15 protein-coding genes are annotated in these 24,077 nt (G+C 74.6%); 3 read left to right on the top strand and 12 right to left on the bottom strand.

Annotation, left to right across the window (positions count from 1 at the left end):
• Nucleotides 1–16 precede the first annotated feature (16 nt).
• From V6D49_RS11475 to V6D49_RS11435, 9 genes are all read right to left on the bottom strand, one after another.
• Nucleotides 17–562 carry a PaaI family thioesterase gene (locus tag V6D49_RS11475; protein ID WP_340559307.1) on the bottom strand — a complete coding sequence of 182 codons (546 nt, stop codon included), beginning with the start codon at nt 560–562 and terminating at the stop codon, nt 17–19.
• A complete protein-coding gene (locus V6D49_RS11470; protein ID WP_191212018.1) occupies nt 559–1,350 on the bottom strand; it encodes a ferritin-like domain-containing protein in 792 nt (263 codons plus the stop codon). Before V6D49_RS11470 ends, V6D49_RS11475 begins: the two co-directional genes overlap by 4 nt.
• The gene (locus V6D49_RS11465) at nt 1,350–3,029 is read right to left on the bottom strand and encodes an AMP-binding protein (RefSeq protein WP_340559305.1); all 1,680 of its coding nucleotides are present in this window, start codon (nt 3,027–3,029) and stop codon (nt 1,350–1,352) included. Before V6D49_RS11465 ends, V6D49_RS11470 begins: the two co-directional genes overlap by 1 nt.
• A 21-nt stretch (nt 3,030–3,050) precedes the next feature.
• Nucleotides 3,051–3,677, bottom strand: a complete 627-nt coding sequence (locus V6D49_RS11460; protein ID WP_340559303.1) for a 4'-phosphopantetheinyl transferase family protein — start codon at nt 3,675–3,677, stop codon at nt 3,051–3,053.
• A gap of 73 nt (nt 3,678–3,750) precedes the next feature.
• Entirely contained in the window at nt 3,751–4,989 is a 1,239-nt protein-coding gene (locus V6D49_RS11455; protein WP_340559301.1) for a cytochrome P450, read from the bottom strand.
• A 3-nt stretch (nt 4,990–4,992) separates the two neighbouring features.
• Nucleotides 4,993–5,397, bottom strand: a complete 405-nt coding sequence (locus tag V6D49_RS11450; protein ID WP_340559299.1) for a MaoC family dehydratase — start codon at nt 5,395–5,397, stop codon at nt 4,993–4,995.
• A 14-nt stretch (nt 5,398–5,411) separates the two neighbouring features.
• Nucleotides 5,412–5,825, bottom strand: a complete 414-nt coding sequence (locus V6D49_RS11445) for a hypothetical protein (protein ID WP_340559297.1) — start codon at nt 5,823–5,825, stop codon at nt 5,412–5,414.
• 193 nt (nt 5,826–6,018) lie between these two features.
• Nucleotides 6,019–6,348, bottom strand: a complete 330-nt coding sequence (locus V6D49_RS11440) for a response regulator transcription factor (RefSeq protein WP_340559295.1) — start codon at nt 6,346–6,348, stop codon at nt 6,019–6,021.
• Nucleotides 6,345–6,953: a helix-turn-helix transcriptional regulator gene (locus V6D49_RS11435; RefSeq protein WP_340559293.1), complete on the bottom strand. Its 609-nt coding sequence runs from the start codon at nt 6,951–6,953 to the stop codon at nt 6,345–6,347. Before V6D49_RS11435 ends, V6D49_RS11440 begins: the two co-directional genes overlap by 4 nt.
• Nucleotides 6,954–7,306: 353 nt before the next feature.
• Here V6D49_RS11435 and V6D49_RS11430 point away from each other — a divergent pair, with 353 nt between their 5' ends.
• The 3 genes from V6D49_RS11430 (at nt 7,307) to V6D49_RS11420 (ending at nt 13,951) form a co-directional block, all read left to right on the top strand.
• On the top strand, nt 7,307–10,606 hold the full coding sequence (locus tag V6D49_RS11430) for a type 2 lanthipeptide synthetase LanM family protein (RefSeq protein ID WP_340559291.1): 3,300 nt from the start codon (nt 7,307–7,309) through the stop codon (nt 10,604–10,606).
• Nucleotides 10,607–10,654: 48 nt separating this feature from the next.
• Nucleotides 10,655–10,888 carry a hypothetical protein gene (locus tag V6D49_RS11425; protein ID WP_340559289.1) on the top strand — a complete coding sequence of 78 codons (234 nt, stop codon included), beginning with the start codon at nt 10,655–10,657 and terminating at the stop codon, nt 10,886–10,888.
• Between the two features lie 153 nt (nt 10,889–11,041).
• Nucleotides 11,042–13,951 (top strand): AAA family ATPase, encoded by a 2,910-nt coding sequence (locus tag V6D49_RS11420; protein WP_340559287.1) that lies wholly within the window; start codon nt 11,042–11,044, stop codon nt 13,949–13,951.
• 72 nt (nt 13,952–14,023) lie between these two features.
• On the opposite strand, the gene V6D49_RS11415 is transcribed toward V6D49_RS11420, so the two are convergent.
• The 3 genes from V6D49_RS11415 to V6D49_RS11405 are packed head-to-tail and all read right to left on the bottom strand — an operon-like array spanning nt 14,024 to nt 24,060.
• Nucleotides 14,024–15,349 carry an MFS transporter gene (locus V6D49_RS11415; RefSeq protein WP_340559286.1) on the bottom strand — a complete coding sequence of 442 codons (1,326 nt, stop codon included), beginning with the start codon at nt 15,347–15,349 and terminating at the stop codon, nt 14,024–14,026.
• A gap of 39 nt (nt 15,350–15,388) precedes the next feature.
• Complete coding sequence (locus V6D49_RS11410) at nt 15,389–16,639, bottom strand: cytochrome P450 (protein WP_340559284.1); 1,251 nt, start codon at nt 16,637–16,639, stop codon at nt 15,389–15,391.
• The gene (locus V6D49_RS11405; protein WP_340559283.1) at nt 16,636–24,060 is read right to left on the bottom strand and encodes an amino acid adenylation domain-containing protein; all 7,425 of its coding nucleotides are present in this window, start codon (nt 24,058–24,060) and stop codon (nt 16,636–16,638) included. The genes V6D49_RS11410 and V6D49_RS11405 overlap by 4 nt, the downstream gene beginning before the upstream one ends.
• Between the last annotated feature and the right edge of the window lie 17 nt (nt 24,061–24,077).

Raw genomic sequence — 24,077 nt, 5'->3', positions numbered from 1 at the left:
CGTGCGGTCGTGCTGGTCAGGGGGTGCGGAGCTCGGCCAGCGCCGTCTCGACGAGCCGGGCCTCGTGCTCGGACATCGCCATGCGCCTGCGGGCCTGCTCCTGGGTCACGGGCTGATAGGCGGCCGTGGCGAAGACGACGGCGTTGCCCTCGGCGTCGGTGATCTCGGCCTGGGCGTGGTGCGGGCCCGGGTCGCCCGCCACCGCTTCGGTGCTCGCCGTGCAGCGGTAGGACGCGCCCACCGACAGCGGCTCGACGTAGCGGGTGCGCAGGCTGGTGGTGAAGACGGAGACCCCGAGGCGCAGCACGAGCAGGTTGCCCATGATCTCGTCGCAGACCGTGGTGGACATGCCGCCGTGCACGACGCCCGGGTAGGACTCGAAGGTGCGGTCGAAGGTGAAGGCGCACGTGATGCCGCCGTCGGCGGTGTGCGCGAACCGCAGCCGCAGGCCCTGCTCGTTGGCCGGTGAGCAGCCGAAGCACCGGTAGTCCGGCAGCACCCGCCAGGGCAGCTCGACCGGGGCGCCGAGGGCGGCTTCGGCCGCGTCGGGGTGCGTCGTCATGCGGCGATCACCTCGGCCAGCGCGTGCCGGACCTTGCGGTTGGTCGAGAGGTCCATCTCCACGATGCTGCCGAAGACGCGGCGGATCTTCGTCTGGAGGTCGTTCAGCTCGTCGCCGTCGGCCACCCGTTCCAGGAAGAGCTCGAAGGCGGTGTCGATGGTCTCGTGGTCCTCCAGCTCGGTCAGGTTGCTCTTGAAGAGGCCGACGGGGTGCTTGATGCGGGAGTCGGAGGTGTAGACGTAGAGCGTCTCCAGCACCGAGGCCCGCTCCTCGGGGTGGCGGGCCAGCCGCTGACGGCAGTAGTGGATGAACTCCCGGGCGTGCGCGGCCTCGTCCCGGCTGGCCTTGAGCAGCAGGTCGTGGAGGACGGGCTCCTCGACGGCCCCGGCGACCCGGCGGTAGATGTGGTTGACCGTCAGCTCGGAGATGATGTTGGTGGCCAGCGTCGCCGAGGGCGTGGTGCCCGGGTCGTAGGGGGCCCGCATGGCCGCCACCGCGCCGTCGTCCACCTTCTCCCCGATGGCGTCCAGCCACGCCTTGAACATGTAGTGGTGCTGGACCTCCTGGTTGCCCCAGACCACCGCGAAGGTCGAGAAGTCGTAGTCGTCGACGAACTCGTTGAGGAAGCCGTGCACGGCGGCGATCACGTTCGACTCGCCCATCACGGCGCTCTTGGCGATCGTCACGTACTCGGGCTGGACGAGATCCTTGCGGACGGCGGAGAAGTCGACGTCGGTCAGTTTCCAGTGGTTGCGCTCGTACTGGGTGAACACGTCATAGCTGTGCATCAGTTGCCCCCTTCGGCCTGTTCTTCCGCGTACGCTTTCCGGGCGGTGAGTCGTTGGAGCTTTCCGCTGGTGGTGCGGGGGAGGGAGTCCGGGGCGGCGAGGACGACGCGCAGCTCGTCCAGCCCGAGCGCCGTGCGGACGAGGGTGCGCAGCCGGGCCGTCAGCTCCGGGTGTTCGGCCTCGGGGCGGCCGGTCTCGGCGACGAGCACCATGTACTCGGAGGGGCCGGAGGGCCCGGATGCCCCGCCGTCGTCGGCCTGGTGGACGAAGGCCACGCAGCGCCGTCGGTGGACGGCCTCGTCGGTGCGGACCGCGCTCTCCACGTCGTCCGGGTAGTAGTTGGTGCCCCGGAGGATGAGCATCTCCTTGGCGCGCCCGGTGATGAACAGTTCGCCGTCGGCCAGGTAGCCCAGGTCGCCGGTGCACAGCCAGCCGTCCTCGGTGAACGGCTGGGCCAGGGTGCCGGTGTCGTCGACGTACCCCGCCGTGACGGACGGCCCCCGCAGCTGCACCTCGCCGACCTCCCGCTCCCCGGCCACGGCTCCCTCCTCGGGACCGGCGACGCGCAGCCGCATCCCCAGGACCGGGCTGCCGACGCTGACGACGCCGCGCGCGCCCGGTGCCGTCCGGTCGACCGGCACGGCGGTGCCGCGCTCGGCCAGGGCCGTGCGGTCGACCCACTCCCAGCGCGGTGCGCGTTCCAGCGGCGGGAAGGTGACCGCGAGCGTGGCCTCGGCCAGGCCGTAGACCGTCAGCATCGTGCGGGGATCGAAACGGGCCGGGGCGAAGTGCTGGAAGAACGCCTCCAGCGAGTCGACGGCGATCGGCTCGGCGCCGTTGAACGCGACCCGCCACCGGGACAGGTCGTAGGACGCCGCCTCCTCGGCCGGTACCGCGTCCACCAGGTAGTCGTAGGCGAAGTTGGGCATCGGGCTGATGGTGTAGCCGCCCTCGGCGAACCGCCGCAGCCAGCCGGCCGGGTCCTTGACGAAGGCCGAGGGCCGCCAGATCGTGCACGGGACGCCGGTGAGGATGCCGGTCAGCGTGCCGAAGAGGCCCATGTCGTGGAAGAGCGGCAGCCAGCTGGAGTTCCGGTCGGCGGGCGTGAGCGCGATCCCGTCGCGGATCGCGCGCAGGCAGGTCAGCACGCCCGCGTGGGTGAGCCGGACGCCCTTCGGGTAGGAGGTGCTGCCCGAGGTGTACTGGAGGACGATCTCGCGTTCGGTTCCCACCTCCGCGCCGTCCACCTCGCGGTCACCGTCGACCAGCGTCTCCGAGGCCGGCAGGACCCGGCGGCCCGGCAGTGCCTCCTCGATGAACGGCAGCATCGGCGTCAGCCGGCCCGAGATCAGGACGTCCTTGATGCCGGCGTCGTCCAGCACGCTGACCAGTTTGGCGGTGTCGGCCTCCCGGGCGTTCATCGGGAGGGGGCAGACGCACGCCCCGAGCCGGCTGAGCGCGAAGAACAGCAGGAGGAAGTCGGGTTCGTTGGTGGACAGGGCGCCGACGCGGTCGCCCGTACGGATGCCGAGGTCGTGCAGCCTTCCGGCGATGCGGCGCGAGCGTGTGCTCAGCTCGCGCAGGGAGAGCGCGGTCCGCTCGGCGGGGAAGTCGACGGTGACCTCCCCGTACCCGGCGACCATCGTGTCCAGCGCGCTGTGCAGTGTCGGTTGGTCCATACGTGCCCCCGTTTCGCGTGGTCAGTCGGACGTCGATATCTCCTGGAGTTCCGCCGTCGAGGAGCTCGGGCGGAGGGACCAGCGGCCGTCACGGTGCCCGGGCGTCCACCGGGTGAGGCGGACGGCTCCGGGTGCGGCACCGGGTGCGGCTTCGGTGGTGAGCGCCAGGTGGCGCCGGCCGAGGTCGAGGGTGCGGGTGCGCAGCCCGGTCGCCGCGCCGCGCCAGGTGGCCTCAGCCCAGGTCAGGCCGGGGTGGTCGGTGAAGTGAATGGTGGCCAGCCCGGCGCGCAGCCCGTGGCCGAGCGCCTTGGCGACGCTCTCCTTGGCCGCCCACAGCTGTCGGGCCCCGCCCGGCCCGGCGAGCAGGGGCGCGTCCGCGTCGGCGCAGTAGCGGTCGGCGACCTCGCGCAGCTCGCCCTCCGGCGCGTCCTCGACGTCGACGCCGCAGGGGCCGGTGCTCTGCAGGAGGGCGAGCAGCCCGGAGTCGTGGCTCACGTTGAGGTGCGGGCGCCCGGTGGCGCGTCGTCGGACGGCGCCGGCCAGGAGCCGGGACGCCTCGGCCTGGGTGCGGCGGTGTCCCGGCGCGTACCGGCCGTGCACGGCGGCGCGCTCCGGTTCCGGTAACGCGGCCGGCAGGTGTGCTGCCACGGTGTGCACCGCGGACAGTTCGACCAGGTGAAGATGAAGATCAGCCCCCGTTGTCGTCTCCATGGACGCCCGGCTACGGTCTTCCGGTCGTGGCGGGCAGCGTGGCCAGGCCGCGGAACTGCAGGTTGTCCGCGCGCCAGCGGTACGGGCGCTCCGGGTCCAGCGCGAGGTCGGGGATGCGCCGCGTCAACTCGCGCAGTGCGTAGGCCCCTTCGACCTTGGCCAGCCCGGCGCCGATGCAGTAGTGCACGCCGGTCCCGAGGGCGACGTGGCCGGTCTCGGTGCGGGTGACGTCGAGCCGGTCGGGGTCGCTGAACTGCGCCGGGTCGCGGTTGGCCGAGCCCCTCACGAGGTAGGCGAGCTGGCCCTGCCGGATCGTCGTGCCGTGCAGCTCGACGTCCCGTGTCACCAGCCGGTGGGTGAGCTGCACCGGGCCGTCCCAGCGCAGGATCTCGTCGACGGCGGCCGGGATGCGGTCCGGCTCGGCCTTGAGCAGTTCCCACTGGTCGCGCTCGGCGAGCAGGCCGCGCAGGCCGTTGCCGAGCATGTCGACGCTCGTCTCGTAGGTGGCCACGAGCAGCAGGAGGAGGTTGGAGCACAGCTCCTCGTCGTCGAGCCGCTCGCCGTTCTCCTCGGCCTGGGCCAGCCGGGAGATGAGGTCGTCCCCCGGGTTGCGGCGGCGCTCGGCGATCACCGCGCCGAGGTACTCCATCATCTGCCGCAGCGACTGGGCGGCCGGGCCGTGCGTACCGAGCAGGTCGGGCGCGCCGCCGAGGAACAGCTTCATGGTGTCCGCCCACTCGGTGAGCAGCGGCCCGTCCTCGTCCGGGAGGCCGTAGAGGGCGAGGAGCACCCCGATCGGCACGGCGCGGCTGAGGTCGGGGATGAGGTCGAAGCTGCCGCGCTCGAGCAGTGAGTCGACGAGCCGGGCGACGATGCCCTCCACCCGGGGCTCCACCTGGCGCACGTCCCGGGGGCTGAAGCCCTGGGACATCAGCTTGCGCACCCGGGTGTGCTCGGGCGGGTCCAGCATCCACATCCACTGCGAGGCGAGCTCGACGAAGCGCTCCATCGCGGGGGACGGGTCGGCGCCGCCCCGGGCCGCGAGCAGGCCGATGCGCCGGGAGGAGAACGTCTCGTGGTCGCGCAGTGCCGCGTGCACGTCGTCGTACCGGGTGAGCAGGTAGCCGTGCAGCTGGTCGTCCCAGTGCACCGGTGCGTGTTCGCGCAGCAGCGCGTAGGTCGGGTAGGGATCAACGAAGACGTCGTGACTGAGCAGCTTGAGCTCGCTCGTCGGGCTCGGTCCCGCCATGGCTCAACTCCCTTCTCTGGCAAGTTCGTCGAACAGCTCCCGGGGCAGTTCGGCGACCCCCGTGCCGGCCAGGACGGGCGCGCCCTCGGCGCCCACGACCTGCACCTCGCAGTCGAGCAGGAGGTGCCCCTCGGGCACGTCCGGTGCGTTCTCCGCCTCCCGCACGGAGACGCTCGCCGAGACCGTGTCCCCGGCGAAGACGGGGGCGAGGAAGGTGAAGGAGAGCTCCCGCATGTGCACACCCGGTTCGGCGAGCAGCGGCACTGCGGTGAGGGTGAGCGCGCCCTGGGCCATGCGGCGGTCGCCGTGGCCGCCCATGTGGTGGGCGCCCAGGTCACCGGTCAGGCGGGCGCAGACGTCGATCTGCTCGGAGTGGAACGTGTGCGTGGCGGTGCGGGTGATGCCCATGGCTGCCAGTCCCTTCAGGCGCCGACGATGAATCCCTTGCTGCGGCCGGTGATGACGATGTCGTCCCCGCACCGGACGCGGGCGTCGAACGCGATCTTCGTCATTCCCTCCGTCGGCTCCAGCCGGGTGACCTCCAGCTCGGCCGTGATCTCCTCGTTCCGGCCGACCGGCCTGGACACGGTCCAGTCCATCTTCTGGGAGAGGTAGTCGAGGTCGCCGCCCAGCTTGGTCAGCGGTGCCAGCACCAGCAGGTACGGCAGCTCCTCCGGCAGCGGGTCGACGGCCTTGCCGCGCAGCTCGTGGAAGTCGCGGACGTCCTGGTCGGTGTACCGCTTGGTCCAGGCCAGAACCGTGCCGACGGAGATGTCCCCGTGCACGGCGTTCTTGATGGTGTTCGACGACAACGGCCCCTCCAGGACGGGAGTCACGACGTGGGGGATGGCGGCGGCGGACTCGGTCGACGTGCTGGCTACTAACGGGTATCCGCTGGGAATCATCCCGCACGGGGCCGGGGAACGAACCTGCCAGAGGCAAGTGTGAGCCACTTCACAACACCTACCCCCGTGGTCACCCTGGTTCGTTCAAACCTCAAGCAAACAGGGCGACTTGGCAGGTGGACGATCAGATGAGGCTGTGGTGGAGGGCGCGCGCCACGGCGTGGGAGCGGTTGCGCGCGTGCAGGCGCGACATCAGCTCGTAGATGACGTTCTTCACGGTGTGCTCCGAGCAGGACAGCGTGCGGGCTATGGCCGTGTTGGCGTGGCCCTCCGCCATGAGGGTGAGGACGGCGGTCTGGCGGGCGGTCAGCCGGGGCGCCTCCGGCCGGTGGGCCGCGCCGGGCGGGGACGTGGCCCGGCCGAGCAGGCGGACGAGGTCGGAGTAGGGCATCTCGACGGGGTCGTCCGACGGCGGGCGGGGTCCTCCGGCGGTCGTGGTGGCGGTGGCGGTCACAGCAGACCCGCCCGCAGCGCGTAGGCCACGGCGTGCGCGCGGTTGCGCAGCCGGAACCGCTGGGTGATGTCGTGGACGATCGTGGTGACGGTCCGGGGGGAGTAGCAGAGCCGCTCGGCGATCTCGCTGGTCTCGTGCCCGTCGGCCACCATCCGCAGCACGGAGCGCTCCCGGTCGTCGAGACCTGCCGCCGCCCAGGGGGCCGTGGCCCGGGAGACGGAGTGTTCGAGGAGGAGGTCGAGGAGGTCCGGCGGCAGCGTGCAGTCGCCCCGGGCGGCGGCCAGGACGGCGCGGGCGAGGCGGGTGGGGTCGGCCTCGCGGCGGCGCAGCAGGCCCCGGGCGCCGGCGGCGAGGGCGTGCAGCGTGTCGGCCGGGGCCGGCTCGGCGGCGACGAGGACCACGTCGGGACGTGCGGGCGTGTCCCGGACGGTGCGCAGGACGTCCAGCTCGGCGCGGCCCAGGGCGTCCGCGGTGATGACGACGACGCGCGGGTCGTCGTCCGGGTCGACCAGCCGCACCTGTGGGCAGGAGAGCAGTGTGGCCTTGGTGCCGGCTTCGAGCACCGGGTCGAGTGCGACGACGTCGACGGGTACGGGGTCGCCCATGTGGTCCTCCGTGGGGTCGTCCGCCGGCCGGTGTGGTGGCGGAAGGGGAACGGGTACCAGGCTGCGGCGAGCGGGCCGGTGGCGACATCGGGCCGCTCCCCCCATTTTTGGCCACCCCCGCCCGTGCGGCCCGTGCGACCGGCGCGGACGGGGGTGGGGAACGGCGGACGGGTTCGAGCGCGGCGCGAGCGGAGCGCGAGCCGCAGTGGGGAGACTGCGGTGGCGGTGCGGTGTGCCGCCGGTGGCCGCGCCGCAGATCGGGCGGGGTGCGGACGGGGCCTGGGGGGCCGCGTGCGGAATATGGGGGCCGAGCCCCCATGTGCGCGGCGGCGGGCTCTGCGAACTTTCTTGGTGTGACTGACACCGCCACTGCCGAAGAGCCCCAGGTGGGCGGCCTCCCCCCGTTCTGGTGGGCGCCGGGCCTGAACCTGCGGGAGCGACTCGCCGCCCCGGGGGCGCCCCGTCCCCGGCAGGGTGACGCCGCCCGCCCCCGGCCCGCCGCGTGGTCGCTGGGGGACGTGGACGGCTTCGCGGCCCGGCTCGCGGGCCTCGGGCTCGGCGAGGACGTGGCCAGGGCGCTGGCGGCGGAGACCCCCGAGCGACTGGCGGAACGCGCCGCCAAGCCGGAGTGGGCGCGGTACGCCGAGCGCGTGGTCGCGTCGGCACCGGAATGGCCGGCGGAGGAGACGCGGGAGAGCGAGGAGACGCCGGAGACCGACGGCACTCCGGACGCCGAGGGCGCCGAGGTGTTCCTGCCCGTGCTGCGCCCGCTGATCCGGGCGGCCTGGGCGGCGGCGGAGGAGCGGCTGGAGCCGGAGCTGCCGCACGACGAACTGGCGGCCGTCCGCGAGGGGTTCGAGCGGAGCCTGGGGAAGCGCCTGGCCCACCTGGCGGCCCGGTCCCTGGTCACGCAGCTGCACCGGGCGCGGACGGCCGGGGTGCTGGCGGGCGGGACGTCGCGGGAGCGGTTCGCGGCGTTCGTCGCCGGGGCCGGCACCCGCCAGGGCCTCACGACGCTGTTCACCCGCTACCCGGTCCTGGCCCGGATGCTGGCCGTGACCTGCCACAACGCCGCGCGCAACACGGTGGAGCTGCTGCGCCGCCTGGTGGCCGACCGGAGCCGGATCGCCGAGGGCCTCTTCGGGGGCACCGACCCGGGCGCCGTCCACCGGATCGACTTCGGCCGGGGCGACGCCCACCAGGGCCACCGGGCGGTGGCCGTCGTGCACTTCGCCGGAGGCGGCACCGTCGTCCACAAGCCCCGGCCGCTGGGCCAGCACGCGCTGCTGGACGAGGTGGTGGCCTGGGCGAACGGCCGGGTGCCGGGGCTGGGGCTGCGCACGCCGCGCTCGGTGCACGGCGCCGGGTACGGCTGGCTGGAGTTCGTGGAGCACACGCCGTGCGAGTCGGCCACGGAGCTGGACGTCTTCTACCGGCGGCAGGGCGCGCTGCTGGCGCTGCTGTACGCGCTGGACGGCGTCGACATGCACTACGAGAACGTGATCGCCTGCCGGGACCAGCCCGTCGTCGTCGACGCCGAGACGCTGCTGCACGCCGGGCTCTCCCCGGCCGTGACGGCGGGCGCCGACCCGGCGGCCGACGCGCTGGCCGCCTCGGTGCACCGCACCTGCCTGCTGCCGAGCCTCCTCATCGGGGAGGACGGCGCCCTGGACATCTCCGCCCTCGGGGGCGGGGCCGGGGGCGGCTACCCGAGTGCGGCGATGCGCTGGGAGGGCGTCGGCACGGACGAGATGCGGGTGCTGCGCGGCCGGGTGGAGAGCCCGCAGGGCCAGAACCGGCCCCGGCTGCGCGGCCGGACGGCGGGCCGGGGGCACGCGGACCACCGGGCGGCGCTGCTGGAGGGCTTCCGCGCCGGGTACGACGCGGTCGTCGGCCACCGGGAGGAGCTGCTCGGGGAGGACGGACCGCTGGGGCGCCGGTGCGAGGCGCCCGGCCGGCTGATCGCCCGCTCGACGCGCCTCTACACGACGCTGCTGGACGAGTCGGCGCACCCGGAGGTGCTGCGGGACGCCCTGACGCGCGACGTCGTGTTCTCGCTGCTGTGCACCGAGTCCGCGCAGGACCCGGCCCGGCAGCGGCTCGTCGAGGACGAGATCGCCGACCTGTGGGGCGGCGACGTCCCCCTGTTCCTCCACCACCCGGCGCGGACGGCGGTCCTCACCTCGCGGGGCGACGTCCTGGAGGACGTGCTGCCGGTGCCGGGTCTGCGCACCGCGCTGGACAAGATCGCGGCCATGGGCGAGGTGGACCGCCACGACCAGGAGTGGGTGATCTCGGCGACGCTCGCCGTCACCGGAGCGAACCTCAGCTCGCGCGGGGCCCGTTCGGTCCTCACGGGACCGTCCGCTCCGGCGGTGGCGCCCGAGCCGTCACGGCTGCTCAGCGCGGCGTGCGGCGTCGCGGACGAGATCGCGGCCCGCGCCGTGCACAGCGGCGGCCGGGTCAACTGGCTGGGTCTCGAACAGGTTTCGGGTCAGCACTGGGCCGTCCTGCCCATGGGCGGCGGACTCGCGCAGGGGTACTGCGGCGTGGCCCTGTTCCTGGCGCAGCTCGGGGTGCTGGCGGACGCCGACCGGTACACCGAGCTGGCCGCCGAGGCCGTCCGGCCGCTGCCGCTGCTGCTGGCCGCGCTGGCCAAGGAACCGGAGCTGAGCGCCGCCGTGGGGCCGGGCGCCCTGCACGGCCTGAGCGGCATCGTCTACACGGTGGCGCGTCTGGCGCCCATCGTGGGCGAGGACCTGGCCGGCTGCCTCCCGGACGCGCTGTCCGCCCTGGAACTCGCGGCCGAGGTCACCGACGGAGAAGCCGCCGGTGACCTCGGCCTCCCGGCCGGTGACGGGATCGCGGAGGGTCTGGCCGGTGCCGTGGCCGCCGCCGTCGCGGTGCACCGGGCGAACGCCGCCCCAGGGGCGGGGGAGACGGCCAGGCGGCTGGCCGACCGGCTGCTGGCCCGCGTCGGACGGCGCCCGGCCCCCGGCTCCGAGCCCCAGGCCCACCCCCGCGCCGGGACGCACGGATTCGCCGAGGGGGACGCCGGCATCGGCTGGGCCCTGCTGCGGTACGCCGCCGTGCGGCGGGCGACGGACGCCGGGAGCGCCGCCGCAGTGGACCGCCTTCCGGCCTCGGCGCACGCAGCCGTCGGGGGCGAACTGCTGGGCCGCGCGGTCGACGCGGCCCTGGAGCGGCCGACGGAGCTCGGCTGGTACTCCGGTCTGGCCGGTGTCGCCCTGGCCGCCGCCGACACGGCGGGGACGGTGGGAGCGGAGGCGTCCGCCGCGCGGCTGGAGACGTGCGCCGCCCGGCTGGACGTCCCCGCCCACGCCCCCGACCTGAGCCTGCGGCACGGCGTCCTCGGTTCGCTGGAGGCGCTGGCCGCCCTGGCCGCCGTGGACCACCCGCGCACCGGGGAGATCCGCTCCGCCCTGACCTACCGCACCGGGGAGGTGCTGGGCCGGCTGGACCAGCACGGTCACCGCTGCGGCACCCCCGACCACGTCCCCTCCCCCGGTTTCCTCACCGGCCTCTCCGGCATCGGGTACGCGCTGCTACGGCTGGCGTTCCCGGACCGGGTCCCGTCCGTCCTGCTCCTCGACACCGCCCCGGCGTCGCCCGGGGGGTCGCGCACCACCTGAACCGGAACCGCTCGTACGTCCCACCTCTCCCGCAGAAAGGTCGTCATCATGCAGAAGCACCCGGTCACCGCCGCCACCGCCACCGCCACCGCCGCCACCGCCGAGGCGACCGAGGCCGTCCCCGCCCAGCCCGGCGGCGTCGAGGACCCCGCCGGCCAGGTCACGCTGAGCGGCCGCAACCGGGCCTGCGCGCGGGCCAGAGTGCTCGCCGGGCTCGTGCTCACCAGCGGCGTCGTCGTGACGCTCAGCCAGATGGACACCAGCGTCTCGGCGCCGTCCTGACCGTCCGTCCGTCGTGGCCCGGACCGGGCTCCGGACTCCGGTCCGGACTCCGGTCCCGGCGGTCCGGAATCCGCAGTTCCGATTGTCGGAGCCGGATGTAGGGCGCACACGAACGCTTCACGTCGAGATGCCCGCTGACTACCATGACCGCTCATGCGTTCCCGTACGCGGTTCATCGTCGGTCGTGACCCGGAGCTGTCGGAGATCGGCCGGGCGCTGACCGACGCCCGGGAGGGCCGCGGCGGGGTCGTCTTCCTCGTGGGGGAGGCGGGCATCGGCAAGTCCCGGCTGGCGGCCGAGGCCGCGGGGACGGCGTTCGGCTCGGGGATGCGGGTCCTGCGGGGCCGCAGCAGCACCACGGGCCCCACGGTGCCCTTCCGGCCGCTGACCGAAGCGCTGATGACGCTCTTCCGGAGCGGGGAGCCGCTGGACGACCTGCCGCTCGGCCCCTACCGGCCGACGCTCGGCCGGATCATCCCGGACTGGAGCAGCGACACCCAGGAAGACAGTTCCATGGTCATCCTCGGGGAGGCGGTGCTGCGGCTGCTCATCGCCACGGGGAAGGAGCACGGTCAACTCCTGCTGCTGGAGGACCTGCACGACGCCGACCCCGAGACGCTCGCGGTCGTCGAGTACCTGGTGGACAACCTGGAGTACACCAACGTCGTGCTCCTGGCCACGATCCGCACGGAGCCGTGCGACGCGCTCGACATGGCGGAGGCCGCCGGACGGCGCGGCGCGGGCGCCGTGCTGGAGCTGGCGCCGCTGACCCGCACCGAGGTGGGGGGCGTCGTCGCCGCCCAGCTCGGCACCGAGCCCGAGCAGGTGCCGCCGGAGGTCCTGGAGCGGCTGTGGGACGACAGCGCCGGGAGCCCCTTCCTCGTCGAGGAACTGCTCCAGGGTCTGATCAGCAGTGGCGCGCTGGTGCGCGGCGACGAGGGCTGGCGCGTCGTGGGCAGCCTGCGCAGCGACGTCTCCACGGCCCTCGCCCGGGGCATCCTGCGGCGCATCGACCGGCTGGGGCCGCAGGGGCTGACCCTCCTCTCGGCCGCCGCCGTGATCGGCAGACGGTTCCCGCTGACCGTGCTCCAGCGGATGACCGGCATCGACGACCGCGGCCTGCTGAGCCACCTGCACGCGGGGGTGGCGGCCCAGCTCGTCGTGTCGGACGAACCCGCACCGGACTGGTACGCGTTCCGGCACGCGCTGACCGCCGAGGCGCTGATGACCCAGCTCACGCCGGGCAACCGGGCCGAGATGGCGGGCCGCGCGGCGGACGCCGTCCAGAAGCTGCACCCCGCGCTGGAGGGCGAGTGGTGCCCGCTGGCGGCCGAACTGCGCGAGCAGGCGGGCGCGGACGGTGAGGCCGGACGGCTGTTCGCGGACGCCGGGCTGCGCGCCCTGGCGGCCGGGGCGATCGGTTCGGCGGTCACCCTCCTGGGCCGCGCCGAACGGCTCCTCGCCGGGAACCAGGACACCGCCCGCCGCACGGAGGTCCTGGAGGCGTTGCTCCCGGCGCTCGCCGAGGCCGGGGACTTCGCGCAGGCCTTCAGCTTCGCGGAGCACCTCCACACCCCCGGTGGCAGCGGGCTGAGCGCCCAGCGGCTGGCGGTGCTCCACACCCGGCTCGCCAAGGTGGCCCACACCTCCGGCCGGTGGGAGGACGGCAACCGGCAGATCGCCCGTGCCCGGGCTCTGCTGGGCGAGGGTCCCGACGAGCGGTCCACCGCGCCCATCGACGTGACGGCCGCCTACCTCGCCCTGGACACCCCCGGCCCGGACCGTACCCAACTGGCGGAGAAGCTGGCCTACTCGGCGCTCCAGGCGGCCGAACGGCACGGGATGGCCACCGTCGTCTGCCAGGCCTGGGAGCTCCTGGCGACGCTGGCCCGGGAGCGGGACTTCGACGAGGCCTCGGCCCTGCTCCAGTCGGCGCTGAGCACCGCGGAGCGCCACCAGCTGCCGGTGCAGCGCATGTACGCGCTGACCCGCATCGGCGGGAACAGCTGGCTGACGGAGGGCAGTACGGACGGGCTGCTCGCGGCACGGAACGAGGCGCAGCGGCTCGGTTCGGCCACCATCGTCTACACCATCGACGGCATCCTGATCCTCGACGCCGTCCTGCGCGGCGAGTTCGACGCGGCACGGGAGGCCGGCCGGGAGTGTCTGGCGGTCGTCCAGCGGCTCCGGCTGGCCCCGGCGAGCCGGTACGTGCTGATGGCGCAGGCGACCCGGGCCGCGCACCTGGGCGACCGGGCGGCCATGGACGGCGCGCTGGCGGCGTTCGCCGAGTGGGACGGCAGCGGGTCGCAGGAGGAGCCGCTGACCCGGGGGCTGGCCCGGGCGTTCTGCTCGCTCCTGGAGGAGGACCGGGCCGGGGCGCTGGCGGAGCTGCGGGCCGTCGCCGCGCTGGAGGACGCCAACCCCAGCACCTACTACCTCAGCGGCCGGTACGGCATCGGGCTGCTGCTGGAGGTGCTGGCGGGGGAGGCCGACCGGGGCCGGTTCGAGGAGGTCGCCGCGACCGCCCCCGGGCGGATGCGCTGGAACCGGCAGTTCCTGCTCTTCGCGGACGCGGTCCTGCTGGGCCGGGACGGGCGCGGGGACGCGGCGGAGGCGGCCGTCGCGGAGGCGTTGCGGGTCGCCGCGCCGTACCCGACGGCGCTGCACCTGGGGCTGCGGCTGATCGCCGAGGCCGCCCACGAGAGCGGCTGGGGGGAGCCGGTGGCCTGGCTGCGCAAGGCCGAACTCCACTTCCACCAGAACGCGGTGACGGCCGTGGCGAACGCCTCGCGCGCGGCGCTGCGCGGCATGGGCGCCCCGGTGCACCAGCGGCGCAGCGGCGCGAGCCGCATCCCCGACGAGCTGCGCACGCAGGGCGTCACGGTGCGCGAGTACGAGGTGTTCCAGCTTCTGGCGGAGCGGCTGGGCAACAAGGACATCGCCGACCGCCTCTACATATCGCCGCGCACCGTGGAGAAGCACATCGCCGCCCTCGGCACCAAGACGGGCCGCCCGAACCGGGCGGCCCTGTGCGAGTTGGCGGCCGCGCTGGCCTCCTGAAACCCCGCCGCCCCGCGCGTCGCGCGGGCGACGGCGGGGCGGCGGGGCGGTGAGGACGGCGGGGCGGCTGGGTCAGCGCATGCCGCGCACGGTCCTGGAGCTGAGCACCCCGAGCGCCGTCAGGCTGAGCAGCACGGCCGAGAAGGCGAACAGCGTGTCCGTGCCCGTCCGGGCCAGCGAGCCGCAGAGCACGAGGGAGAGCGGGGCGACGGCGTACCCGATCACCATGTCCACGGAGATGACGCGGCTGAGCACCGAGCCGTGGATGTTGCGCTGGATCCAGCTCATCCCGAAGACGCCCTGGAAACCGATGCCGAAGCCCATGGTGAGGACGGTGATCAGGGCCGCCACCGTGCTGTCGACCAGGCCGAGCGTGCCCATGCCGACGGCGAGCCAGCCCGCCAGGGCGGCGATCAGCAGCCCGACGCGCGGTCTGCTGCTCAGCGCGCCGCCGACGAGCGTGCCGAGCATGGCGCCCGCCGCGAGCGCGCCGTTGAGGAGGCCGAGGGTCGTCGAGCCGCCCTCCAGGCCGGTCTTGGCGAGGGTGGCGAAGCCGACGGTGAACGGACCGGCCTGGCAGAACGTGACCGCCGCGTCGACGACGAGGATGGTGCGGATGCGCGGGTCCTCCCAGGCGTAGCGCAGGCCGGCCCGGATGCGGGCCATGAGGGAGTTGTCGCCGTCCGGTGCCGGGGCGACCGGTTCCGTGCCGTCCGCGTCCCGGTCCTTCACCGCGCCCGCCGCGTCCGCCGCCGACGGTTCGGGGTCCCCGGCCTCGGCGGGTTCCTTCGGGGGCAGGGTGCGGACGCGCGACACGCACAGGCCGCACAGGGCGAAGCACACCCCGTCGACGAGGAAGGCCACGGGTGCGTTCGTGACGGCCACCACGATGCCGCCGACCGCCGGGCCGAGCACCGAGGAGACCTTGATGCCGACGCCGAGCAGCGCGTTGGCCGAGGGCAGCAGGTCCTTCTCGACCACGGACGGCAGGATGGAGGCCCGCGCGGGCTGGAAGAAGGCGTCCACGGCCCCGAACGCGGCGGCGGCGCCGCACAGGAGCCAGACGTTGAGCGCCCCGCCCAGCCCGGCCAGGCCGACCGCCACCATCAGGACGGCACGGGCGTAGCTGGAGAACCGCATGAGCGTGCGGGAGGACCACTTGTCGCTGAGCGAGCCGCCCACGAGCGTCAGCAGGGCGCGCGGGATCGCCTGGCAGGCGAGCACGTAGCCGAGCGCGAGCGTGGAGCCGGTGAGGCTCAGGGTGATCCAGGAGAAGGCGATGTAGCTGAATCCGTCGCCGAGCAGGGACAGGGACTGCCCCAGCCACAGCAGGCGGAACGACGGCGAGCGGGCGGGTGCGCCCAGGCGGGAGCCCGCCGCCGTCAGTGTGTTCGCCATGTCGAACCCTTCGTCGGGCCGCCGTGCGGCGGCCGTTGGTCAGTAGCGGACGGGCAGGGCCGTCAGGGCGCGGTTGAGCAGCGAGGGCTGCCAGGTGTGCCGCCCGTCGGTCAGGCGCAGGGCGGGGTACTCGCGCAGGAGGACGTCCACCACCACGCCCGCGACGAGGCGGGCGAGCGCGGCGCCGATGCAGAAGTGGGCGCCGAAGCCGAGCCCGAGGTGGGAGGCGGCGTTGTCGCGCCGGACGTCGAACGTCCCGGGGTCGGGGAAGCGTGCGGGATCGCGGTTGGCCGCCGCCGTCACCAGGAACACGCGGTCCCCGGCCCGCAGGGTCTCGCCGTCCAGCTCGGCGTCGTGGGCGACGGTGCGGACGGACATCTTCGACGGTCCGTCGAAGCGCAGCGTCTCCTCCACGGCGGCCGGCACGAGCTCCGGTTCCGCGCGGACGGCCGCCAGGGACTCCGGGTGGGTGAGGAGGGCGCGCACGGTGTTGGCGATGAGGTTGCTGGTGGTCTCGCCGCCCGCGAAGGCCATCTGCGTCAGCATGCCGACGAACTCCTCCTCGCTGACGGAGGTGCCGATGCGGCCCTGCGCCAGCACGGAGCTGATGAGGTCGTCCTTCGGCTCGGCTCGGCGCTGCCGCACCAGGTCGGCGAGGTAGTCCTCCAGGTTGACCAGGGACTGGAGCGAGGTGCGGTACTCCCGCTCCTCCTGGGCCGCGCCGAGGATGAGGTCGCCCACCCGGGCGTTCCAGTACCAGAACGACGGGCTGTGGGCCTGCGGGACGCCGAGCCAGCGCGCGAAGACGAGGGCCGGCAGCGGCCGGGCGACGTCCGCGAGCAGCTCGCCCGTGCGGCCGGGGGCGGCGCGGCGGGCCAGCATGGCCCGGGTGGCCCGTTCGACGAAGGCGCGGTAGCGGCCGATGGCGCGCGCCGAGAACTGCTCCTGGAAGGCCTGGCGGAGCCGCCGGTGGTTCGGCGGGTCGTTGAAGACCATCCAGCGGGAGAGGATGCCGAAGGCCCGTCCGGCGTCCTCGCGGGCGCCGTCGGGGACGGCGTCCATGAGGGGGCGGACCCGCTCGGCGGAGAACGCCGGGTCGCGCAGGCAGTGCATCACCTGGGCGTGCCCGGTGACCAGCCAGGCGCGGTGCAGGGCGCTCCAGTACACGGGCCGGGTCGCGCGCAGGGCGTCCAGGTAGCCGTACGGGTCGGCGGTGAGGGCGGGTTCGAGGAGGTAGCGCTCGGTGAAGCCGGGCGCGGGGGCCGTCGTCGCGTGCGTCAGGGTCGTCATCGCCGGGCCCCCGTCACGATCGTGTCCAGCAGGGCCGCGGTCGAGGGCATGAGGCGTTCGGACATCATGGACATGTGGTCGCCTTCGGTGACGTGCACCGTTACTCCGCCCTGCGCCACGGCGCGCCAGCGGTCGAGGTAGGTGCGGTAGTCGACGTCGAGGCCGGGCATGGGTTCTCCGTCCGGCAGGCCGGCGGCCACGGAGCCGACGACGAGGTGGAGGTGGCCGGGGTAGGGGCGGGTGCGGTAGTCGGCGAGGGCCGTCAGCAGGGAGTGCCAGACCTCGATGGGGGCGTTCTCGACGAGGGCCGCCTCGCTCGGGCTCATGCCGTTGTCCAGCAGGAGGCGGGTCAGTTCGGCCACGGCGGCCTCGCGCTCGGGGGACGGGGGCAGGGCTCGCACGTGGTCGCGCAGCCGTAGCCCCTCCTCCATGGCCCGGCCGACCCCGAGGAGGCGGGCGCGGGCGTCCGGGTTGGGCAGGTAGGGCTCGATCAGGACGAGCGGTTCGACGGGATGCCCGGCCTCGTGGAGCTGGGTGGCCATCTCCAGGGCGAGGTTGGCGCCCATGGACCAGCCGAGGAGGTGGTGCGGTCCCGCCGCGCCGTGCGCGGTGATCTCGCCCGCGTAGTTGGCGGCGATCCCGGCGATCGTCGTCGGGTCGACGCCGCCGAGCAGGCCGCGGGCCTGGAACGCCCGCACGGGCCGTCCCGGCGGGAGGGTCCGGGCGAGGGGGACGTACCAGGCGGCGCTGCCGCCCGTCGGGTGCACGCACCACAGCGGGGAGCCGTCGCCGTCCCGCAGCCGCACCTCGGAGCGGACGGGTTCCTCGCCGCCCGTCGTGGCCGCCGTGCCCGCCCGTACGGCGAGCCCCGCGATCGTCGGCTGTTCGACGAGGTCCCGCACCGAGACGTGCAGGCCGCGCGCGTTCGCCTGGGCGGCCACCCGGACGGTGGAGAGCGAACTCCCGCCCAGCCGGAAGAAGTCGTCGTGGACGCCGACCTCCGGGATGCCGAGAACGTGGCACCACACCTCCGCGAGCACCAGCTCGGCCGGGGTGCGCGGGGCGACGTACTCCGTCGTCGCCTCGGCGCGCCCGGCCGCCGGCAGGGGCAGCGCCTTCCGGTCGATCTTCCCGCTGCTGTTGACCGGCAGCGCGTCCAGGAGGACGAAGCGGGCCGGCACCATGTAGCCGGGCATCCGGGAGCGCAGCGCCCGGCGCATCTCCTCGACGTCCGCTCCCGCCTCCCCGCCGTGGGGGACGACGTAGGCGACGAGGGCCGGTTCGCCGGGCAGGTCGCGGCGCAGCAGGACGACGGCCTGCCGCACGGCGGGCAGTTCGCGCAGCGCGTGCTCGATCTCGCCCAGCTCGATGCGGAAGCCGCGCAGCTTGATCTGGCCGTCGCGGCGGCCGAGCCACTCCACCGTCCCGTCGGGGCGCTGGGCGCCGATGTCGCCGGTGCGGCACAGTCGCTCGCCCGGTCCGCCGTAGGGGTCGGGCACGAAGGTGGCGGCCGTCAGTGCGGGGCGTCCCAGGTAGCCGGGGCCGACGGCCTGGCCGCCGAGGTGGATCTCGCCCGGCACGCCGACCGGGACGGGCTGCAGGTCCTCGCCGAGGACGTACATGCGCGTGTTGCGGATGGGACGGCCGATGGGCGGACGTCCGCAGTCGGGCGTGAGCCGGGCGGCGACCGACCACACCGTGGTCTCCGTCAGCCCGTAGACGTTGAAGAACCGGCGTCCGCGCGACCAGGTGCGGGCCAGCTCGGCCGGGCAGGCCTCGCCCGCCACCTGGAGGACCGTGAGCTCGGGGAAGCGGTCCTCGCCGAGGACGGCCAGGGCGCTCGGCGGCAGCATCGTTCCGGTGACGCCGTACCGGTGGAGGGTGTCGGCGAGGTCGGGGCCCGGGCGCAGGGCGTCGCGGGGCGGGGTGCACAGCGTTCCGCCGTTGGCCAGGGCCCAGGTCAGTTCGAGGACGGAGGCGTCGAAGCTCGCGGAGGCGAACTGGAGGACGCGCTCGCCCGGTTGCGGGGCGAACAGGTCGCGCTGGCCTTCGAGCATGTTGGTCAGGCCGCGGTGCGCGATGGCGACGCCCTTGGGCGTGCCGGTCGATCCGGAGGTGTAGATGATGTACGCGGTGTTCTCCGGCGCGGGCTCCGGCGCGTGCTCTCCGTCACTGTCCGGCGCGGGCTCCGCGTCGCGTTCCGGTGCCGGCCCCCACCCGGTGTCCCCGTCCTGTGCGGCGGCCGGTTCGTCCAGCCGCAGCACCGGGCCGTCGAAGGGCACGGTCCCGTCCAGGGCGGACTGGGTGAGCAGCACCCGCATCCCGCTGTCGGCGACCATGAACGCCAGCCGGTCGGTGGGGTGCTGCGGGTCCAGCGGCAGGAACGCGCCGCCCGCCTTGAGGACGCCGAGCACCGCCCGCACCCAGTCCGGCCCCCGGTCGACGCAGATGCCGACGACGACCTCGGGCCCGACGCCGAGCCCGCGCAGCCGCCGGGCCAGCGCGCGGGCGGAGAGCTCCAGCTCGGCGTAGCCGATCTCGCCGCCCTCGTGGGCGACGGCCGGGGCGAGCGGGGCGAGCGCGGCCCGTCCGGCGACGATCTCGGGGAAGGTGAGCGGGGTGTTGGTGCGGTCGGGGCCGCAGGCCCACTCCTGGAGCGCGCGCTCGCGGGCCTCGCCGGACAGGGCGGGCGCGACGACGGCGGCATCCGGCTCCTCGACCATCTGGGCGAGCACCGAGCACAGCAGGTCGGCGAGTTGTTCGGCGGTGGCGGGGGAGAGGTAGTCCGGGTCGGCGTCCAGCGCGAAGCCGTCCACACTGGCGTTCACCAGCAGCGGGAACATCGTGCGGGAGATCTCCAGGGACTCGTCCCAGGTGTCCCCCGACAGCCGGTGGAAGTTGACGTAGTTGAAGACGGCCTCGACCAGGCTCGGCTCGCCGGGCCGCAGCTGCTGGAGCCGGACGAGCGGCACCCGGCGGTGCGGCAGCATCTCCTGCTCGGCCTCGAAGACCGACCGCAGGTACTCCAGCCAGCTCCCCTCGGGTCGCCGCACCCCGAAGGGGACGGTGTTGAGGAACAGTCCGCGCATGCGGTCGGCGCCCGGCAGCTCGGGCCGGCCGTTGGTGACGAGCCCGATGGCGTGCCCGGCGGCGTCGTCACCGCCGAGGGCGCGGGCGGCGAACAGGCTCATGGTGTGGTGGAACGCGGTGACGAGGACCGTCCTGCGCGGCACTCCGGCCCGGCGGGCGAGTCGTCCGATGGGCTCGGCGAGTTTCCGGTAGGAGCGGGTGGTCTCGTGGACGAGGCGCTCGGCGTCGTCGGCGTCGGCGCCGCGCCGGGTGAAGCGCACCGGGCTCAGCTCGGACAGCGTCCGGCGCCAGTGGTCCAGGCTCTCCTCGTCGTGGGTGGCGGCCCGTTCGAGGGCGACGTACTCGGCGAACGGCGGCGCGGCGGGCAGCTGCGGGTCGCGGCCGTGGGCCACGGCCTGCCGGTGCAGGTCGAGCAGGTCCGCGATGAGGGAGGTCAGGCTCCAGCCGTCGAGGACGACGTGGCAGTCGGTGAGGGTCAGCCGCAACTCCGTGTCGGTCATCCGGTGCAGGTGGATGCGGATGAGCGGGGGCGTGGCGAGGTCGAAGCGCCGCCCGAACTCCTCGTCGACGAAGGCCCGCAGCGCCGCGCGCTGCTCCTCGGGCGACAGACCCCGCAGGTCGGTGTGGCCGACGGGGACGTCGGCGCCGCGGTGGACGAGCTGCACCGGCTCGCTGAAGGAGACGAGGTCGATGGAGGAGCGCAGGATGCCGTACTCGCGCACGACGGTGTCCACCGCCCGCTGGAACGCGGCCGGGTCGAAGCCCTCCGGGACGGTGATCTTGAGTGCCGTGACGTTGTGGTAGGCGCCGCGCCGGGGGTCGGCCAGCATCTCGTGCAGCATCCCCGCCTGGAGCATGGTGAGCGGGTAGGCGTCCTCCAGACCGTCGGGCAGCCGGGCCGCGTCCGCCGGGTCGAGCTGGGAGAACGGCTCGACGGGGGCCGGGGCCGCCGCCTCGGCCGGGACGGCGCGCCGGGCCAGGTCGGCCAGGGTGCGGGCGCGGAAGAGGTCCGGTACGCCGAGGGCCAGTCCGGCCGCGCGGGCGAGCCCGATGACGCGCAGGGCGAGGATCGAGTCGCCGCCCAGGTCGAAGAAGTTCGCGGTGCCGCTGACCCGTTCGACGCCGAGGACCTCCGCCCAGATGCCCGCCAGCGTCTCCTCGACGGGACCGGACGGCGGGACGTGCTCGGCGTGCTCGCCGGCGCCCTCGGCGGTCGCCTCCGCGCCCGCCGCGACCAGCGCCGCGCGGTCGACCTTGCCGTTGGCGGTGACCGGCAGCCGGGGGTGCCGGACGTAGAGCGCCGGGACCATGTACCCGGGCAGCGTCAGCCGCAGCCGTTCGCGCAGGTCGGCGGCGTCGAGCGGACGTCCCTCGGTGAGGGTGACGTGGGCGACGAGCCGGGCGCCGCCGTGCCCGTCCGGGCGTGGCACGACGGCCGCGTCGGTGACGCCGGGCAGCGCGCGCAGGGCCGTCTCGATCTCGCCCGGCTCGATGCGGTGGCCGCGGATCTTGACCTGGTGGTCGGCGCGGCCGACGTAGGCCAGCTGCCCGTCGGGCAGGACCCGCACCAGGTCGCCGGTGCGGTACATGCGACCGCCCTGCGGCCCGAACGGGTTGAACGGGAAGCGTTCGGCGGTCAGTTCGGGGCGGTTGCGGTAGCCGCGCGCGACACCGCCTCCGGCGACGTGGAGCTCGCCCACGGTGCCGCGCGGCACGAGCCGCCCAGCCGGGTCGAGGACGTAGCCGTGCTGGCCGGTCAGCGGGCGTCCGATGGGCGAGTACACCCGGGAGGTGGTGTCCGCCTCCTCGATCAGCCGGTAGGTGACGTGCACGGTCGTCTCGGTGATCCCGTACATGTTGACCAGCGCGGGACGCTCGGCGGCGGGGGCGGCGAACCAGTCCCGGTAGTCGCGGGCGTCGAAGGCGTCACCGCCGAAGACGACGGTGCGCAGCGGCAGTTCGGCGAAGCCGGCGCCCTGCTGCGCGAGGTGGGCGCGCAGCCCCTTGAAGGCGGCGGGCGTCTGGTTGAGAACGGTGACGCCCTCGTCCCGCAGCACCGCGTGCACGGCCGCCGGATCGCGCACCTCGTCCTCGGTCAGCACCACGACCCGGCCCCCCGAGCTGAGCGGCGCCCACAGCTCCCAGACGGAGAAGTCGAAGGCGGGCGAGTGCTGGAGCGTCCAGACGTCGTCCGGGCCGAAGTCGAAGTGGTGGTCGGCGGCGTCCAGCAGCCAGCCGAGGTTCCCGTGCGTCACCTCGACGCCCTTGGGGCGGCCGGTGGAGCCGGAGGTGTAGATGACGTAGGCGAGGTCCCCCGTCGAGGGCTCCACCGGCTCCGGGACCACCGCGCCGGTGTCTGACGGCTCAAGGTCCGCCGCCGTGCCCGCCGCCAGCGGGATCACCTCGACGGGCAGCCCCTCCACGGCCGCGCGGCCGGTGGCGTCGGCGACGACCAGCTCCACGCCCGCGTCCTCGACCGTGAAGGCCCGGCGGGCGCGGGGGTGGGTGGGGTCGAGCGGCAGGTAGGCGGCGCCCGCCCGCCACACGCCCAGCAGCGCGACGGCCAGCTCCGCCGAGCGGTCCAGGCAGACGCCGACGAGGGACTCCGGGCCGACGCCCGCCGCGCGCAGCCGCCCGGCCAGGGCGCGGGAGGCGGCGTCGAGCCCGGCGTAGGTCAGGGACCGCCCGCCGCAGCGGACGGCGACGGCGTCGGGGGTGCGGCGCGCGTGCTCGGCCACCCGGGCCGGGGCCGTGCGGGGGGCGGACGCCGGGACGTCGGCCAGCGGCGCGGCCGGTCCGTCGGGGCCGAGCAGCTCGCCGATCTCCTCGTCGGTGAGGAGGGCCATCTCGCTCAGCGGGATGCTCGGCACCCGGGTGAAGGCGCGCAGCACGGCCACGGTGTGCGCGGCGAGCCGGGCGACGGACTCCCCGGTGAACAGGTCGGTGCGGTGCACGAAGCGCAGCCGGGTCGTGCCGGCGTCCTCCTGGAGGTCCAGCGTCAGGTCGAACTTGGCGGTGGTCAGGTCGATGGGGTAGGCGGCGCCGGTCGCGGAGCCGAGCGCGTAGTCGCCCCGGTGGACGGGGGTGTGGGAGAAGAGCACCTGGAAGAGGGGGTTGCGGGACAGGTCCCGCTCGGGGCTCAGCTCGTCGACGACCCGCTCGAACGGCAGGCCCTGGTGGGAGAGGGCGCCCAGCACGCTCTCCCGGGTGCGGGCCAGCAGCTCGCCCGAGGTGGGGTCGCCGGAGAGGTCGGTGCGGATGACGAGGGTGTTGACGAAGAAGCCGACCAGGTCCTCGGTCTGCGGCTCCTCCCGGTTGGCGACGACGGTGCCGATGGCGATGTCGTCCTGGCCGCTGTGGAAGGCCAGCGCGGCCTGGAAGGCGGCCATCACCGTCATGTACGGCGTGGTGTCGCAGCGGCGTCCCAACTCGGCCAGCGCGGAGGTCAGGTCGGCGGGCAGTTCCACCGTGTGGACGGCCCCCGCCGAGGAGCGCTCCTCGGGCCGGACGTGGTCGGTGGGCAGCTCCAGCGGGGTGAGCCCGGCCAGCGTGGACCGCCAGTAGGCGAGGTCGCGGCTCTCGTCCCGGCCGCGCTGCCAGACGGCGTAGTCGGTGTAGTCGACGGCGTCCGGGGCGCGGGCGGGCAGCGGCGCGCCCCCGGTCCGTGCGGTGTAGCAGGCGCGCAGGTCGCGCAGCAGGACGTCGAGGGACCAGCCGTCGGAGACGATGTGGTGCATGGCCAGGACCAGCACGTGGTCCTCGGCCCCGGCGCGCAGCAGCACGGCGCGGAACGCCGGTTCGCGCGCCAGGTCGAAGGGGCGGACGGCCACCGCGTGGACGGCGGCGGACAGCTCCGCCTCGTCGACGGCCGCCGCCCCTCCCGCCGTCGCGGGGGCCAGGTCGACGACCTCCAGTGGCGACGGCGGCGGGGGCAGCACGCACTGGGTGGCGACGCCGTCCTCGTCGGGGAAGACGACGCGCAGCTGCTCGTGCCGGGTGACGAGGTCGGCGACGGCCGCCTCCAGTGCCGCGACGTCCAGCGGGCCGGTGAACCGCCAGGCGGCCGGCATGAGGTACTCGACGCCCTCCGGGTCGAGCCGGTGCAGGAAGTACAGCCGCTGCTGGGCCGCCGAGAGCGGGAACCGCGCCGGGCGCGGATCGAGCCGGGGGATGCCCGCCGGGGGGAGGTCGGCCGCGCCGCGCAGCCGCTGCTCCAGGAGCCGCCGGGCGGCAGGGGAGAGCGTGCGGCCCGAGGCGGCGGGCGCACCGGCGGGGGCGGCGGGTGAGGCCGGGGCGGCCGGGGACGCGGGGGAGACCGGGTACGTGGTCATGGGGGTTCCGTCCAATC

The organism is Streptomyces sp. GSL17-111, from assembly GCF_037911585.1.
GTDB lineage: Bacteria > Actinomycetota > Actinomycetes > Streptomycetales > Streptomycetaceae > Streptomyces.
The sequence above is the reverse complement of the archived record's forward strand: the minus strand, read 5'-3'. Positions and strand labels throughout refer to the sequence as shown.

Excerpts from the sequence above, each read along its gene's own strand:
- V6D49_RS11475 (WP_340559307.1), bottom strand. The coding sequence starts at position 562 with ATGACGACGCACCCCGACGCGGCCGAAGCCGCCCTCGGCGCCCCGGTC.
- V6D49_RS11470 (WP_191212018.1), bottom strand. The coding sequence starts at position 1,350 with ATGCACAGCTATGACGTGTTCACCCAGTACGAGCGCAACCACTGGAAA.
- V6D49_RS11465 (WP_340559305.1), bottom strand. The coding sequence starts at position 3,029 with ATGGACCAACCGACACTGCACAGCGCGCTGGACACGATGGTCGCCGGG.
- V6D49_RS11455 (WP_340559301.1), bottom strand. The coding sequence starts at position 4,989 with ATGGCGGGACCGAGCCCGACGAGCGAGCTCAAGCTGCTCAGTCACGAC.
- V6D49_RS11450 (WP_340559299.1), bottom strand. The coding sequence starts at position 5,397 with ATGGGCATCACCCGCACCGCCACGCACACGTTCCACTCCGAGCAGATC.
- V6D49_RS11435 (WP_340559293.1), bottom strand. The coding sequence starts at position 6,953 with ATGGGCGACCCCGTACCCGTCGACGTCGTCGCACTCGACCCGGTGCTC.
- V6D49_RS11425 (WP_340559289.1), top strand. The coding sequence starts at position 10,655 with ATGCAGAAGCACCCGGTCACCGCCGCCACCGCCACCGCCACCGCCGCC.
- V6D49_RS11420 (WP_340559287.1), top strand. The coding sequence starts at position 11,042 with ATGCGTTCCCGTACGCGGTTCATCGTCGGTCGTGACCCGGAGCTGTCG.
- V6D49_RS11415 (WP_340559286.1), bottom strand. The coding sequence starts at position 15,349 with ATGGCGAACACACTGACGGCGGCGGGCTCCCGCCTGGGCGCACCCGCC.
- V6D49_RS11410 (WP_340559284.1), bottom strand. The coding sequence starts at position 16,639 with ATGACGACCCTGACGCACGCGACGACGGCCCCCGCGCCCGGCTTCACC.
- V6D49_RS11405 (WP_340559283.1), bottom strand. The coding sequence starts at position 24,060 with ATGACCACGTACCCGGTCTCCCCCGCGTCCCCGGCCGCCCCGGCCTCA.